The sequence below is a fragment of the Nonomuraea diastatica genome (assembly GCF_004349015.1).
In the GTDB taxonomy this organism is placed as follows: domain Bacteria; phylum Actinomycetota; class Actinomycetes; order Streptosporangiales; family Streptosporangiaceae; genus Nonomuraea; species Nonomuraea diastatica.
Genome location: NZ_SMKP01000131.1, coordinates 1 through 15,342 on the forward strand (window position 1 = coordinate 1; position 15,342 = coordinate 15,342).

14 protein-coding genes are annotated in these 15,342 nt (G+C 71.1%); 5 read left to right on the forward strand and 9 right to left on the reverse strand.

The genetic code is table 11. From position 1 onward, the window contains the following. A partial coding sequence (locus tag E1294_RS35280) for an AI-2E family transporter (protein WP_132515313.1) occupies positions 1-1,086 on the reverse strand: 1,086 nt, incomplete at its 3' end. 233 nt (positions 1,087-1,319) lie between these two features. On the opposite strand from E1294_RS35280, the gene E1294_RS35285 reads away from it, so the two are divergent. Beyond that, positions 1,320-1,556 (forward strand): hypothetical protein, encoded by a 237-nt coding sequence (locus tag E1294_RS35285; protein WP_132515314.1) that lies wholly within the window; start codon positions 1,320-1,322, stop codon positions 1,554-1,556. 99 nt (positions 1,557-1,655) lie between these two features. Here the strand turns inward: E1294_RS35285 and valS are convergent, their stop codons facing one another. Continuing rightward, positions 1,656-4,172: a valine--tRNA ligase gene (gene valS / locus E1294_RS35290; protein ID WP_425465244.1), complete on the reverse strand. Its 2,517-nt coding sequence runs from the start codon at positions 4,170-4,172 to the stop codon at positions 1,656-1,658. Between the two features lie 77 nt (positions 4,173-4,249). Here valS and E1294_RS35295 point away from each other — a divergent pair, with 77 nt between their 5' ends. Continuing rightward, a complete protein-coding gene (locus tag E1294_RS35295) occupies positions 4,250-4,534 on the forward strand; it encodes a DUF4235 domain-containing protein (protein ID WP_132515315.1) in 285 nt (94 codons plus the stop codon). Here E1294_RS35295 and E1294_RS35300 read toward each other — a convergent pair. The 6 genes from E1294_RS35300 to paaN all read right to left on the reverse strand — a co-directional run bounded on the left by E1294_RS35300 (position 4,467) and on the right by paaN (position 12,144). Further along, positions 4,467-5,900: an alpha,alpha-trehalose-phosphate synthase (UDP-forming) gene (locus E1294_RS35300; protein ID WP_132515316.1), complete on the reverse strand. Its 1,434-nt coding sequence runs from the start codon at positions 5,898-5,900 to the stop codon at positions 4,467-4,469. The genes E1294_RS35295 and E1294_RS35300 overlap by 68 nt on opposite strands. 11 nt (positions 5,901-5,911) lie before the next feature. Beyond that, on the reverse strand, positions 5,912-7,438 hold the full coding sequence (locus E1294_RS35305; RefSeq protein WP_246083519.1) for an FAD-dependent monooxygenase: 1,527 nt from the start codon (positions 7,436-7,438) through the stop codon (positions 5,912-5,914). An 80-nt stretch (positions 7,439-7,518) separates the two neighbouring features. Continuing rightward, positions 7,519-8,466: an MBL fold metallo-hydrolase gene (locus E1294_RS35310; RefSeq protein WP_132515318.1), complete on the reverse strand. Its 948-nt coding sequence runs from the start codon at positions 8,464-8,466 to the stop codon at positions 7,519-7,521. 29 nt (positions 8,467-8,495) lie between these two features. Beyond that, positions 8,496-9,320, reverse strand: coding sequence for a 3-hydroxyacyl-CoA dehydrogenase family protein (locus E1294_RS35315; RefSeq protein WP_132515319.1), 825 nt, complete (start codon positions 9,318-9,320; stop codon positions 8,496-8,498). Continuing rightward, a complete protein-coding gene (locus tag E1294_RS35320; protein ID WP_132515320.1) occupies positions 9,317-10,477 on the reverse strand; it encodes a thiolase family protein in 1,161 nt (386 codons plus the stop codon). The genes E1294_RS35315 and E1294_RS35320 overlap by 4 nt, the downstream gene beginning before the upstream one ends. Before the next feature lie 20 nt (positions 10,478-10,497). Continuing rightward, positions 10,498-12,144, reverse strand: coding sequence for a phenylacetic acid degradation protein PaaN (gene paaN, locus E1294_RS35325; RefSeq protein WP_132515321.1), 1,647 nt, complete (start codon positions 12,142-12,144; stop codon positions 10,498-10,500). Positions 12,145-12,243: 99 nt separating this feature from the next. Here paaN and paaI point away from each other — a divergent pair, with 99 nt between their 5' ends. The 3 genes from paaI to E1294_RS35340 are packed head-to-tail and all read left to right on the forward strand — an operon-like array spanning position 12,244 to position 14,514. After that, positions 12,244-12,612 (forward strand): hydroxyphenylacetyl-CoA thioesterase PaaI, encoded by a 369-nt coding sequence (paaI, locus tag E1294_RS35330; protein ID WP_132515334.1) that lies wholly within the window; start codon positions 12,244-12,246, stop codon positions 12,610-12,612. Next, positions 12,609-13,916, forward strand: a complete 1,308-nt coding sequence (gene paaK / locus E1294_RS35335) for a phenylacetate--CoA ligase PaaK (protein WP_246083520.1) — start codon at positions 12,609-12,611, stop codon at positions 13,914-13,916. The genes paaI and paaK overlap by 4 nt, the downstream gene beginning before the upstream one ends. 1 nt (position 13,917) lies before the next feature. Beyond that, positions 13,918-14,514: a TetR/AcrR family transcriptional regulator gene (locus E1294_RS35340; protein WP_132515322.1), complete on the forward strand. Its 597-nt coding sequence runs from the start codon at positions 13,918-13,920 to the stop codon at positions 14,512-14,514. Here E1294_RS35340 and E1294_RS35345 read toward each other — a convergent pair. Continuing rightward, positions 14,503-15,327, reverse strand: coding sequence for a hypothetical protein (locus E1294_RS35345; RefSeq protein WP_246083521.1), 825 nt, complete (start codon positions 15,325-15,327; stop codon positions 14,503-14,505). The two genes, E1294_RS35340 and E1294_RS35345, sit on opposite strands and share 12 nt — an antisense overlap. Between the last annotated feature and the right edge of the window lie 15 nt (positions 15,328-15,342).

Genomic DNA, 15,342 nt, shown 5'->3' on the forward strand with positions numbered 1-15,342 from the left:
GACCGGGGACATGTCGTCAGGTGGTGGCAGGGCGGGCGGGCGCGACCGCAGCTCCGGGAGCGCCCGGTAGATCACCGCCGCCACCGGCACCGCCACGGCGGCCCCCGCGATGCCGGCGAGGATGCCCCCGACGGCCAGCACCAGGATGATCGCCAGCGGGTGGAAGTTGAGCGCCCGCCCCACGATCAGCGGCTGGAGCACATGGTTTTCCAGCTGCTGCTCGACGATGAGGATGCCCAGGAAGATCAGCGCGAAGATGAGGCCCTTGGCACCCAGCGTGACGAGGGTGGCGACGGTGCCCGCGAAAAAGATGCCGACGATCGGGATGAAGCTGGCGAAGAAGATCAGCACAGCCAGCGGCGCCCACAGCGGCACCCCCATGCCGGCCAGCACGAACCCCATGATCAGACCGTGCACGGCGGCCACGGCGACGGTGCCCTGGACGTAGTGGGAGAGCGTGGTCCACGCGGCCCGCCCCGCACGGTCGACGCGCGGAGCCACGCCGCCGAACGCCCTGAGGAACCACGCCCAGATGCGGTCGCCGTCTTTGAGCAGGAAGAACGTCACGAAGAGCAGCAGCACGATGGACGCGAGCACCTCGAAAGCCACCGCGCCGGCAGACAGGACGGTGCCGGTGATGGCCGTGCGCTGCGCGTTGACCATGTCGACGATCTCGTCGACATAGCCGATGATCTGCGCCTCTTCCAGCTGCAGCGGGCCGCTGATCAGCCATTCCTGAACGGATCTGGCGGTCTCCTGGACCTGCCGGACGAGGTTGGGGAACTCCTCGCTGGCCCGCGCCCCGACGAGCCAGCCGGTGCCGGCCAGCACGGCCAGCGCCACCAGCATGGTGATCCAGGTGGCGTAGATGGGCCGCATGCCGGCGTTGCGCAGGGCGTTGGTCAGCGGGAACAGCAGCGCGGTCAGCAGCAGCGCGATCGCCACGGGCAGCGCCACGAACGTGAGCCCGGCGATGACCTGGACGAAGTAGTAGACGACCACGCCGACGAGGATCAGGCACCCGCACCATGCGGCCATCTTGGCCAGGACGGGCGGTACGAGATTGGTTGGGCGGTCGGGAAGCACGGTTCAAGACTGGCATGTCCTGGCGGCGGATGCGCGCGGTTATCGCCCTTGGCGTGATCGCCCGCGAGCTGCCCTGACACCGTCGTGCCCGGCGTGCGCGGCTACCGGCGGTCACCGGCCACGGGCAGCTCGCGCATGCCGCCGAGGCGCACCGGCCCGGCCCGCGCGGCTCCACGGAGATCCGCCACCGAGCCACCGGCAAGTCGTGGGAGATGGACGTCAAGGAGAGCGGGATGGCCGGCGCCAAGGCGGCCATGCTCGACGCCTTCCTGGAGGAGGCCCGGCTCGCCGGCATCGAGGAGCTCGACCTCACCAGGCTGGGCCTCAGGCTCACCGCTGAAGGGCACGCCGAGCTGCTGCGGCGGGTGGCGGAGGTGTTCGAGGACTTCGCCGGGCGCACGCCGCTGCCCGGCGGGCAGGCGTACTCCCTCTTCTTCGCCCTGTACAAGGACGTCAGCAGGGACACCTGACGCCGGCCGGCCACCGGGCGCCCGCGAAGGACGCCCGGCCGGTCAGCCGGGTCGGTCCGCGCGGACGCCACTCCGCCGCGGCCGCCCGGTGCCGGGACGTCAGCCCAGATGGACCTCGACGTGGAGCGCGTCACCCTGCTCCAGGACGAACTCCTCGACGTTGCCCGCCGCGCACAGGTCGTCCTGGGCCTGCCGCACGAGCGCGATCTCAGGCCCCGTGACGGTCAGCCTGCTGACCTCGGCCCGCATCGACACCTTGGCCTCCGACTTGGCCTTGCGCACCCGCCCGAGCACCTCTGAGGCCACGGCCAGCACCGCCGGGTCACCGCCGTAGCGCTCGACCCTGGGCTCTTCGGGCCACGGCGCGCGATGCACCGAGCCCTCGCGCCACCACGACCACACCTCTTCTGTCACGAAGGGCAGGAACGGCGCGAACAGCCGCAGCAGCACGTCGAGGGCCTGCCGCAGCGCCGCGTGGGCGGAGGCCGCGGCCGGCCCAGACTCGTAGGCGCGGGCCTTGACGAGCTCCAGGTAGTCGTCGCAGAACGCCCAGAAGAAGCGCTCGACGGCCTCCAGCGCCCTGGTGTGGTCGTAGGCGCCGAGCGCCTCCCCCGCTTCGCGCACGACGTCGGACAGGGCCGCCAGCATCGACAGGTCGAGCGGCTCCGTGATGTCGCCCTCGCCGCCGGCCAGCCCGAGCACGAACTTCGACGCGTTGAGCATCTTGATCGCCAGCCGCCGGCCGATCTTGAGCTGCCCGGCGTCGAAAGTGGTGTCGACGCCGTAGCGCCCGTTGGCCGCCCAGTAGCGCACGGCGTCGGAGCCGTGTTTCAACAGCAGGTCGAGCGGGGTGACGACGTTGCCCTTGGACTTGGACATCTTCTTGCGGTCGGGGTCGAGGATCCACCCCGAGATCGCCACGTCGCTCCACGGCAGCTCGCCGAACTCGTAGTGCGACCTGACCACGGTCGAGAACAGCCAGGTGCGGATGATCTCGTGCGCCTGCGGCCGCAGGTCGGCCGGGAAGACCCGCTTGAAGAGGTCGTCGTCGCTCTCCCAGCGGCCGGCGATCTGCGGCGTCAGCGACGAGGTGGCCCAGGTGTCCATGACGTCGGGGTCGGCCACGAACCCGCCGGGCACGCCGCGCTGGTCCTCGGTGTAGCCGGGCGGCACGTCGGAGGACGGGTCGAGCGGCAGGGCGTCCTCGGCCGGCAGGATCGGCGCGTCGTGGACGGGCTGACCCGCCTCGTCGACCGGATACCAGACCGGGAAGGGCACGCCGAAGAACCGCTGGCGCGAGATCAGCCAGTCGCTGGTGAGCCCCTGCACCCAGTTGTCGTAGCGCACGCGCATGTGCGCCGGACGCCACGCCAGCTCGCGGCCCCGCTCCAGCAGCCGCTCGCGCAGCTGCTGGTCACGACCGCCGTTGCGGATGTACCACTGACGGGTGGTGACGATCTCCAGCGGCTTGTCGCCGCGCTCGTAGAACTTCACCGCGCGCTGCGCCGGACGGGGCTCTCCCTCCAGGTCGCCCGACTCGCGCAGCAGCTGCACGATGCGCTCGCGCGCGCTGTGGACGGTCTTGCCCGCCAGCTCTTTGTACGGCTCGGCGTCGACGCCCTCAGGCGGCTCCGGCAGCAGCCGGCCGTCCCAGCCCATGACCGACCGGGTCGGCAACTGCAGTTCACGCCACCAGGTGACATCGGTGATGTCGCCGAACGTGCAGATCATCGCGATGCCGGTGCCCTTGTCGGGCTCGGCCAGGCGGTGGGCCAGCACCGGCACCTCGACGCCGAACAGCGGCGTCAGCACCGACGTGCCGAACAGCGGCTGGTAACGCTCGTCGTCGGGGTGCGCGACCAGCGCCACGCACGCCGGGATCAGCTCGGGCCTGGTCGTCTCGATCCAGACCGGCCCCCGCTCGCCGTAGAACGAGATCTTGTGGAAGGCGCCGGGCCACTCGCGGTCTTCCAGCTCGGCCTGGGCGACGGCGGTGCGGAAGGAGACGTCCCACAGCGTGGGCGCCTCGGCGAGGTATGCCTCGCCGCGCCGCAGGTTGCGCAGGAACGCCCGCTGCGAGACGGCCCGGGACTCGTCGCTGATCGTGGTGTAGAGCAGCGACCAGTCGACCGACAGGCCGACCCGCCGCCACACCTCCTCGAACGCCTGCTCGTCGAGTGCGGTCAGCTTGTGGCACAGCCCCACGAAGTTGCGCCGCGAGATGGGCAGCTCGCGCTTGCCCGGCTTGTCCGGCGGGACGAAGTCAGGGTCGTAGGGCAGCGAGGGGTCGCAGCGCACGCCGTAGACGTTCTGCACCCGCCGCTCGGTGGCCAGGCCGTTGTCGTCCCAGCCGATGGGGTAGAACACCGACTTGCCGATCATCCGCTGGTAGCGGGCCATGATGTCGGCGTGGGTGTAGGAGAAGACGTGCCCGATGTGCAGCGAGCCCGACACGGTCGGCGGCGGAGTGTCGATGGAGTAGACCTGCTCGCGCGGCGCGGACCTGTCGAACCGGTAGGTGCCTTCAGCATCCCAGCGAGCTACCCATACCTGCTCCAAGCCATCGAGGGTCGGCTTTTCCGGCATGGAGGCATGGCCTGGTCGCTGTTGAGTCATGCCTCCTTATGCTACGGCTTCGGCGCACGGCAAGCGGTACAGACTAGTGTTCGTTACCAACGGGAAGGGAGATCGGCATGGCGGAGGACAAGCCAGACGTGGCCTGGCGGGTCATCGGCGGCTTGGTGGGGCTCGTGACGGCCTGGGCGGCCAGGAAGCTCCTCGGGTTCGTCTGGGTGAAGGCGACGGGCAAGGAGCCTCCTGTCGACACCGACTCACCCGAGGTCAGCCTGGGCGAGGCCATCGGTTACGCCGTCCTCATGGGCGTCGGCATGTCCGTGGCTCAGATCGTGGTCAACCGGACCGCCAAGAAGCGTTACGACGCGTGGAAGGCTGTGAAGCAGGTGACTCCAGAGCATTGAGGAACTCGTTCGCCCAGCGGTCCACGTCGTAGGTGGCCACGCGGCGGCGCATGGTGCGCATCCGCCGGGCCAGCTCGTGCGGCGTGGCCCGCATCGCCGCCATCATCTGGCGCTTGACGTCCTCCACGTCGTACGGGTTGACGAGGTACGCCTGGCGCAGCTCGTCCGCCGCCCCGGTGAACTCGCTGAGCACCAGCGCGCCGTTCAGGTCGTGGTGGCAGGAGACGTACTCCTTGGCCACCAGGTTCATCCCGTCACGCAGCGGGGTGACGACCATGACGTCGGCGGCGAGATAGAGCGCGGCCAGTTCCTCCTGGTCGTACGACTGGTGGAAATACTGCACGGGCTGGTAGCCGAGCTGCGCGTGCTCGCCGTTGATCCGGCCCACCTGCAGTTCGATGTCGTCGCGCAGGCGCCGATACTCCTCCACCCGTTCCCTGCTCGGCGTGGCGATCTGCACGAACACCGCCTCGTTCGGCCGCAGCCGCCCGTCCTTGAGCAGCTCGCCGAACGCTTCCAGCCGCTGGCCGATGCCCTTGGTGTAGTCGAGGCGGTCGACGCCGAGCAGCACGTGCTCGGGGTCGCCCAGCTCGACCCTGATCTCCTTGGCGCGCGCCGCGATGTGCGGCTCGCGTACGAGCGAGTCGAGGTGCGCGAAGTCCACGGAGATCGGGAACGCCTGCGTGGTCACGATGCGGTCGTCGAGGAAGATCTCGTTCCCCTTGTACGGCAGCCCGAGCAGCCGCCGGCACAACCTGCGGAAGTTGGAGGCGCCACCGGGCAGCTGGAAGCCCACCAGATCGGCCCCGAGCAGCCCTTCGACCAGCTCCTTTCGCCAGGGCAGCCGCCAGAACAGCTCCATCGGCGGGAACGGGATGTGCAGGAAGAACCCGATCCGCAGGTCGGGCCGCAATCTGCGGAGCATCGCGGGCACCAGTTGCAACTGATAGTCCTGCACCCACACGACCGCGCCCTGCTCGGCGGCGTCGGCGGCAGCGGCGGCGAACCGCTCGTTGACCGAGCGGTAGGCCTCCCACATCTCCCGGTGGTAGACCGGCGGCGCCACGACGTCGTGGTACAGCGGCCACAGGGTGGCGTTGGAGAAGCCCTCGTAGTACAGCTCAACTTCGCTGGCGGACAGCGGGATCGGGACGAGATTCATGCTGTCCTGCTCGAACGGCTCCAGCTTCTCGTCGGGCGCCCCGTGCCAGCCGGCCCAGGCTCCGTGGCGGCGCTTCATCACCGGTGCGATCGCGGTGACGAGCCCGCCAGGACTCCTGCGCCACGAGGCCGTTCCGTCAGGCTCGATCGTGCGGTCCACCGGCAACCGGTTCGCGACGATCAGAAACGAGCTACGGCCAGTCACGCAGTCCTCCTCTAGGGGTCAAATGTCGGGAAGTCGCCAAGAGCGCGACTCAGAGCGACCGCCACCGACTCCGGCCCCGCATGGGGGATGATCGCGGCGATGTGGGAGTCGGGCCTGATGAGCCATGCCTCATCGGGCCTGGCGCCGAGCTTCCCGGCGAGCGAGCCTGTCCCGTCCATCTCCGCGAACCCACGTACGGCGAGCGGTGCCTTATTGACCTTGCCCAGGACCTGCACAAACAAACGCGAATCGCACATTTCACCCAACAGGACCAGGAAACCGTCCCGGCAGAACTCGCGCAGCCTGCCCTCGGGCAACGGCACGTCCGGCAGGATCACCCCTGGTGCGGGCACGCAGCGTGAGCCCTTGGGCGGCCTGCCGGAAAACGGCCGGGCCGGTTCCGGCGTCGTGAGCGGCGAGTCCACGTACCAGTAGGGCTCGGCGAACCGGCCCGAGTCGATCTCCGCGGCCAGCCCGCCCTCCAGCGCGGCCCGCCGGCGCATGCGCTCCTCCACGGTCCTGGGCGCGATGAAGCGCATGGTGGCGGCGGTCACCTCCAGGTTCTCCAGCGCGGCCGCGTGCCGTTCGGTGTGGTACGTCTCCAGCAGCTCCTCCCCTGCCCAGCCGTTGAGCACGAAAGCCAGTTTCCAGGCCGCGTTCTCGGCGTCGGGAACACCGGAGTTGAGCCCGCGCGCCCCGAACGGGGCCACCAGGTGGGCGCAGTCGCCCGCCAGCAGCACGCGGCCCGCGCGCATGCGAGAGGCCAGCCGTGAATGGAAGCGGTACGTGCTGTGCCACAACACCTCGTACGGCCGGTCCCCGACGACCTTCCTGATGTTCCGCGCCCTGTCGGCGTCCGTCGGGATGAAGTCGGGCGCGATCTGCCAGTCGATCCTGTACGTCCCGCCGGGGCACGGATGGATCAGCACCTGCCGGCCCGGGTTCCACACGGGGTCGAAGTAGAAGCGGCGCTCATTCTCCCAGCCGGGCAGGTCGGCCCTGATGTCGCAGATCAGGAACTGGTCGTCGTACGTCTCCCCGTCGAACGTGACTCCGAGCGCCTCGCGTACCCGCTGGGCCCTGGCGCCCGCGCAGGCCACCGCGTAGGGCGCGCGCAGCAGCCGGCCGCCGCAGTGGACGGTGACGCCGCGGGCGTCCTGGGTGATGTCGGTGACCTCGTGGTTCCAGCGCACCTCGATGAGCGGCTGCACGGCCACGGCCGCGTCGAGGATCTGCTCGGTGCGGGTCTGGGAGATGTTCACGCAGGCCGGCAGCGGGCCCTCGCACTCGAACGACCACGAGAACAGCTCGCGGCCGCGGTAGTAGGTGCGGGCGGTGGTCCAGGCCAGGCCCTCCTCGGCAACCTGACACGCGCCGGCGGCGCACCAGATGTCCAGCACGTCGCGCTGCTGGCAGATCGACTTCGATCCGCCCCGTCCCCGCTCCGCACGCTGGTCGAGCACCAGCACCCGGACGCCCCAGCGGGCCAGCAGCAGCGCGGCGCTCAGCCCGACCGGCCCCGCCCCGATGACAATCACCTGCGGGGACACCCCGACCTGCGGGGACACCCCGCATACCCCGGACAAAGGAAGAGACCTTCCGGCTGGCCGTCCGGCGTTCATGGCTGGAGCTCGTCCCAGACCTCGCGGTCGCGCTCCGCGGTCCACACGCGCGGCCGCTCGACGCCGTGCAGCTCGTCCCAGAGCCTGGAGACGTTGAACGGCAGGCAGTGCTCGAAGATCGGCCAGGAGCCGTAGCGGGGCTCCAGGGCCCGGTGAGTGCGCTCGTACGCCTCCTTCAGCGTGCCCGCCGCGCTCACCTCGCGCAGCATGACGGCGAGGAAGTCGCGCGTCTGGCCGAGGGCCGCCTCGACCTCCCGCGCGCCGCGCGCCACCGCACCCCTGCCGCCGACGAGCGTCCCGGCCCCGAACGACGCCACCCGGTCGAGGGTGGAAGACGCCCAGTCGCGGTGGAAGGCGTCGCCGGTGTAGAGGGCCGCCTGCGACTCGACCAGGTCTCCGGCGAACAGGATGCGCTGCCGGGGCAGCCACGCCACCAGGTCGCCCTCGGTGTGGCCGCGGCCGCAGTACTGGAGCACCAGGTCGCCGCGGTCGCCGCCCAGGTCGATGGTGAACCTGTCGCTGAACGTCGCCGTCGGCCACGTCAGCCCCGGGATCGAGCCGGGCTCCTTGAACAGGCGGGGCATCCTGGCGTACTCGCTGGCCCAGTCCTGCTGGCCGCGCTCGGCGATCAGCTCGCGGGTCTTCTCGTGCGTCACGATCACGTCGGCGCCGAACGCGGAGGCGCCCAGCACTCTCACCGCGTGGTAGTGCGACAGCACCAGGTAGCGGATCGGCTTGTCCGTGTGCTCGCGCAGCCTGGCCAGCCACGCGCGGGCCGCCACGGGCGTCGCGAGGGCCTCGAAGCAGACCAGGAAGTCCTCTCCCTCGACGGCGCCCACGTTGGGGTCGCCCTCGGCCGTGAGCGCGTAGACGCCCTCGGCCAGGGTCTCCAGGGACTGCCGCTTCTCACCGAGATCCGCCGACGAGGCGAACGGCTTGGCCATCGCGCACCCTCCTGACGTACGTGATCACATCACCACTGGTAGAAGCCCTTCCCGGTCTTGCGGCCCAGCTCACCGGCGGCCACCTTCTCCCGCAGCAGCGCGGGCGGCTCGAAGCGGGGTCCAAGCCGGGCGTGCAGATAGCCGGCGATGGCCAGCCGCACGTCGAGGCCCACCAGGTCGCTCAGCTTGAGCGGCCCCATCGGATGGCCGTAGCCCAGCGTCATGGCCGTGTCGATGTCCTCGGCCGAGGCGACGCCCTCCTCCACCATGCGGATGGCCTCCAGCCCGAGCAGCACCCCCAGCCGGCTGGTGGCGAACCCCGGCGAGTCGTTGACCACCACGCTGGCCTTGCCGATGCGCTCGACGTGCCCCCTCGCCCGGTCGAGGACGGCGGCCGGGGTGGCCCCGGTGACGACGATCTCGACCAGCCGCTGGACCGGTACCGGATTGAAGAAGTGCAGGCCGATCAGGCGCTCCGGGCGGTCGAGGGCGGAGCCCAGCTCGGCGATGGACAGCGAGCTGGTGTTGGTGGCCAGCACGGCGTCATCCCCGACCGTGGCCTCGGCCTCGGCCAGCACCTGGACCTTGAGCGCCGCGTCCTCGGGCACCGCCTCGATCACCAGGTCGGCGTCCGCCGGCACCCCGGCCGCCGTGCCGGCGGCCACGGCCAGGCGGGTCAGCGCCTCGTCCCGGCCCACCAGGCCCTTGGACTCGGCGATGGCCAGGCCCTCGGCGATGCGCCACCTGGCCGCCTCGGCCTGCGGCTCCTGGACGGTGACGTGGTCGCCCGCGGCCAGGAAGACCTGCGCGATGCCCGCGCCCATCCGCCCGCCGCCGATCACCGCCACCCTCATGGGGCCTCCACCAGCATCGCGACGCCCTGGCCCACGCCCACGCAGAGGCTGGCCAGCCCGCGCCGGCCGGACTCGCGCTCCATCCGGCCGAGCAGCGTGACGACCAGGCGGGCGCCCGAGCAGCCCAGAGGATGGCCGAGCGCGATGGCGCCGCCGTCGGCGTTGACCGTCTCGGGATCCAGGCCGAGCCGGCGCACGCAGGCGAGCAGCTGCGGCGCGAACGCCTCGTTGATCTCGACCGTGTCGGCGGACTCCCAGCCGGCGCGGGCCAGCGCCTTCTGCGTCGACGGCACCGGGCCCAGGCCCATCAGGTGGGGCTCCACGCCCGCGGACGCGCCGGCGACGATCCTCGCACGCGGCGTCAGGCCGTGCCGGCGTACGGCCTCCTCGCTCGCGACCACCACGGCCGCCGCGCCGTCGGAGAGCGGGGACGACGAGCCCGCCGTGACGACGCCGCCCTCGCGGAAGATCGTCCTGAGTTTCGCCAGGCGCTCCATCGAGGTGTCGGGGCGCGGGCCCTCGTCGGCGGTGACCTCGCCGACCGGGACGAGGTCGGCGGCGAAGCGGCCCTCCTTGGCGGCCGCCAAGGCCCGGGTGTGGCTGCGCAGCGCCCAGGCGTCGGACTCCTCCCTGGTGATGCCGTCCAGCGCGGCCACCTCCTCGGCGGTCTCGCCCATCGACATCGTGGCGCGCGCGTCGAAGCGCGGGTTGGTGAAGCGCCACCCGAGCGAGGTGTCGGCCACCTCGCCCGGTTTGGCCCATGGAGTGCCCGGTTTGGCCAGCACCCAGGGAGCCCGGGTCATGGACTCGACGCCGCCGGCCACCACGAGGTCCGACTCGCCCGCGCGCACGGCCTGCGCAGCCGAGACGATCGCGGTCAGGCCGCTGGCGCAGAGCCGGTTGACGGTGTACGCGGGCGTCGTCGCGGGCAGCCCGGCCAGCAGGGTGGCCATGCGGGCGACGTTCCTGTTGTCCTCGCCCGCCTGGTTGGCGGCGCCCAGGATCACCTCGTCGAACGCCTCGGGGCCGGCGCCGCTGCGGCGCACCGCCTCGCCGACGACCAGGGCCGCGAGGTCGTCGGGGCGGATGGCTGCCAGCGCGCCGCCGTACCTTCCCATGGGAGTGCGCACGCCGCCGACCAGGTACACCTCAGTCATGTCACTCCTCGCCCGGGGATTCATGCCGGTCGTCTGGATTGCACCACATGGAAGCGGCCCGCGACGTATCCGGGGTCGGTGAGCGAGGCCGTGGCCGCCGGGTTGGCGCCGCTGCCGTGGTAGTCGCTGAACGCGGCCGACTGGTTGACGAAGACGCCGCCGGTCAGGTTGCACGACAGGTTGACGCCGGCGTCGAGGGCGGCCCGCTCGGCCTGGTCGAGCACGTGGGAGGAGGTGGAGTAGGCGGAGGCGGTGAGCGCGCCGCGGGCCTCGGTCGTGCGGCGCAGCACGTCGAGGCTCTCCCGCGTCGAGCCCGTGGGGATGACGAACGAGACGGGGCCGAAGTGCTCGCGCCCGTAGACGTCCGGCTGGTCAGGATCGACCCGGACGATCACCGGCGTCCTGATCACCGCGTCGGGGAACGCCGGATGCGCTGGCGCCCGCGACTCCAGCACCACCTCCCCGAGCGACGGCGCCGCCTCCACCCTGGCCAGCACGCCGGGGTTGACGAGCGCACCGGTCAGCTCGACCGCGCGGGCGTCGTCGCCGAGCAGCTTCCCGACGGCGGCGGCCAGCCCGGCGGCCACCTCGTCGAAGCTCTTGTGCCCCTCGTCGGTCTCGATGCCTCCCGCGGGGACGAGGATGTTCTGGGGCGCGGTGCACATCTGGCCGCTGTAGAGCGACAACGAGAACGCCAGGTTGCCCAGCATGCCCTTCCAGGAATCGGTGGAGTCGATGACCACCGTGTTGACCCCGGCCTTCTCGGTGTGCACGAGCGCCTGCGCGGCGTTGCGCTCCAGCCAGTCGCCGAACTCCGTCGACCCGGTGAAGTCCACGATGCGGATGTCGGGGTGCGTCGCCAGCGTCCTGGCCAGGCCGTTGCTCTCCTCGGCGGCCAGCGCGACGAGCGCGGGGTCGTACCCGGCCTCGGCCAGCACCTCGCGGGCGATCTGGACCGTGATCGCGAGTGGCAGCACGGCACGCGGGTGCGGCTTGACGATCACCGGGTTGCCGGTGGCGAGCGAGGCGAACAGCCCCGGGTAGGCGTTCCAGGTCGGGAACGTGTTGCAGCCGATCACGAGCGCGACGCCCCTGGGCACGACGGTGAAGCGCTTCGCCATCACCAGCGGCTCGCCCTTGGCCGGCTTCTCCCAGCGGGCGGCGGCAGCCGAGGAGGTCATGGCGGCGTAGGCGTACGCGACGGCCTCCAGCGCGCGGTCCTGCGCGTGCGGCCCGCCCGCCTGGAAGGCCATCACGAACGCCTGCCCGGTGGTGTGCTGCACCGCGTTGGCCAGCTCGAAACCGCGCTTGTTGATCCGGTCGACGATCTCGACGCAGGCCAGCGCACGCGCCTCGGGCCCGGCGTCCCGCCAGGCGGGCAGCGCCGCCTTCGCGGCCGCGATCAGGTCGTCGGCGACCGGCTCCGGGTAGGTGACGCCGAGGTCGATCCCGTACGGCGAGCGCTCCGCGCCGATCCAGGCCCCGGTGCCGGGCTGGTCGAGGGGGAAGGGTTTGCCGAGGTAGGACTCGAAGGCCTCCTTGCCGCGCTCGGCCGCGCCCTCGCCGTAGACGCGCGGGCTGGGCGATTCGGGGTAGGCACTCCAGTAACCGCGTCCGGCGATCGCGGAAAGAGCCTTCTCCAGGGTCTCGCGGTGTTGTTCGAACATGATGCTCACCCTCTTGACAGCGATCGTCCGGACGGTGAAGTGTTTACCGAACATTCGGTCAGTTGACAAGGGAGACCTGCGTTGGAGAGCGCGCGTCGCATGATGGACGCCGACACCGCCTCCGCCGCCCTGGGCATCGAGCTGATGGAGCTGGGCGAGGGACGCGCGGTGTGCCGCATGACCGTGACCGGCCAGATGATCAACGGGCACGACCTGTGCCACGGCGGATACGTGTTCCTGCTCGCCGACACGGCGTTCGCCTGCGCGTGCAACAGCCACGGCCCGGTGACGGTGGCGGCGGGCGCGGAGATCACGTTCGTCTCCCCCGCCCGCGCGGGCGACGAGCTGGTGGCCGCGGCCGCCGAACGCACCCGCTACGGCCGCAGCGGCATCTACGACATCACCGTGAGCCGGCCGAACGGTCAGGTGGTCGCGGAGTTCCGCGGGCGGAGCCGGGAGTTGACGTGAGACGAGGAGATGCCCCCGGCCAGGACGAGCTCGACCCGATCGAACGGGTCTCGCGCGACGAGCTGATGGCGCTCCAGCTCGGACGGCTGCGGCGTACCCTCGACCACGCCTACCGCAACGTCCCCCTCTACCGGAGGAAGTTCGACGAGGCGGGCGTGCACCCGAACGACTGCGTGGAGCTCGGCGACCTGGCCCGGTTCCCCTTCACCACGAAGCAGGACCTTCGCGACTGCTACCCGTTCGGCATGTTCGCCGTGCCGCGCGAGCAGGTGGTCAGGATCCACGCCTCCAGCGGCACCACCGGCCGGCCCACCGTGGTCGGCTACACCAGGAACGACCTCGACGTGTGGGCCGACGTCATGGCCCGTTCGATCCGCGCCTCCGGCGGGCGGCCCGGCGACATCGTGCACGTGGCCTACGGGTACGGCCTGTTCACCGGAGGTCTGGGCGCCCACTACGGCGCCGAGCGGCTGGGCTGCACCGTGGTGCCGGTCTCCGGCGGGATGACGGCGCGGCAGGTCCAGCTCATCACCGACTTCCGGCCCGGCATCGTCATGGTCACGCCGTCGTACATGCTGGCCCTGCTGGACGAGTTCGAGGCGCGGGGCCTGGACCCGCGCGAGACCTCCCTGCGGATCGGGATCTTCGGCGCCGAGCCGTGGACGGAACGGATGCGCGAGGAGATCGAGGACCGCTTCGACCTGCACGCCGTCGACATCTACGGGCTGTCGGAGGTGATGGGGCCCGGCGTGGCCAACGAGTGCGTGGAGAGCAAGGACGGCCTGCACGTCTGGGAGGACCACTTCTACCCGGAGACGGTCGATCCCCTCACCGGCGAGCAGGCCGAGTCGGGCGAGCTGGTCTTCACCAGCCTCACCAAGGAGGCCATGCCCGTCATCCGCTACCGCACCCGCGACCTGAGCAGGCTGCTGCCCGGCACCGCCCGGCCTGCCTTCCGCCGGATGGAGAAGGTGACCGGACGCACCGACGACCTGATCATCCTGCGGGGCGTGAACGTGTTCCCCACCCAGATCGAGGAGCTGGTGCTGCGCACCCCCGGCCTGTCACCGCACTTCCAGCTCCACCTGACCCGGCCCGGGCGGCTCGACGTGATGACGGTCAGGGTCGAGGCCCGCCCCGATTTCGCGGGCGGACCGGAGGCGGGCGCGGCGCTGCGCCACCTGGTCAAGGCGACCGTGGGCGTGAGCGTGGACGTCGAGGTGGTGGGCCCGGAGACGCTGGAGCGGTCGGCCGGCAAGCTCAAACGTGTCATCGACAAGCGGACAACCAGCGATAATCAATGACATGGCCACCCCGACCCCCACCCGTCAGCGCCGGCGGGGGCACGACCCCGAGTCGGTGCTCTCCATCGCCGTAGGCGTCTTCAACGAGCGCGGCTACGACGGGACGAGCATGGAGGACCTGGCCAGAGCACTCGGCGTCACCAAGTCGGCCATCTATTACCACGTGCCCGGCAAGGAGCAGTTGCTCGGCCGGGCACTCGACCGGGCACTGGACGGGCTGTCCGAGATGGTCGCCGACGAGCGGGCCGCCTCGGGCCCCGCGATAGAGCGCCTGGAGTGGGTCGTACGGCAGAGCGTGCGCATCCTCGTCGACCGGCTGCCCTACGTGACGCTGCTGCTGAGGGTGCGCGGCAACAGCCGGACGGAGCAGGCGGCGCTGAAGCGGCGGCGGGAGTTCGACGCCTTCATCAGCCGCCTGGTCAAGGAGGCCGCGGCGGAGGGCAGCATCAGGCCGGACATGGATCCGGCGCTCGTGACGCGGCTGTTGTTCGGGACGGTCAACTCGATCGCCGACTGGTATCAGCCGTCGCGCGGGGGCTCCTCGGATGACGTGGCCGACGCCCTGCTCAAGATGGCGTTCACCGGGTTAAGGGTCTAGCTCGGCGTGCTTCCTGTGGCCGATCTCGCGCTGCTCGCCGGCGGGTAACGGCCGCTTGACGCGCAGGTCGTCGCGGACGGCCTCGCCGAGTTTCTTGGTCGCCATCCGGTTGAGCGCGCCGCCGGCGACCGCTCCGGTGAGGAACGGGCCCAGCGTGGTCAGGTGGCGACCGAGCGTACGGAGCAGGCGGTTGCGCAGGGCGGTCTTCGTGGCGGTGCCGAGGACGAGCGAGACGGAGGCGGGAGTGAGGGGGTCGATGCCACGCTGCTTGGCCCAGGCTGCCGTGAAGGCGACCGCGCGCTGTGCTCCTGTGCCCGGGACGCGAACGCCGTAGACCTCGTGCAGCTCGGCCAGGAGCTTGACCTCGACGGCGGCGACGACGATGGTCTCCGCGACGAGTTGCGCGGGGGCGGAGAGGAGGAGAGGTGGTGCTGCGAACTCGGCCGCCGCGAGCGCCCCGCCGATGGCGCCGACGGCCATCGTGGCCTTCTGGGCGGTGCGGACGAGGTCGTCGGCGAGCTCTTCGCCGGTGAGGCCGTGGTGGTGATCGGAGAGGGTGTGCAGGTCTCTGATCGGGATGCGAGGCGCGATGTTGAGGAAGACGTCCGCCAGCCAGCGGCCACGGCCCGCGCCGGTCGCGCGTGCCCGCTTCGCCCCGGCGGACAGAGCCTGGGCTAGACGGCCGAGCAGCCTGCGCCGCTCGGCCGGCTCGAGCTCATCCGGCCCGGTGAGTTTGCCTACGAGTTCGCCGACCTCGCGATCGGGGTCGGCGATCTCGTTGCCCTCGTCATGTTCTCTCTCAGTCTCGGCCACGCGATGCCTCCTCTG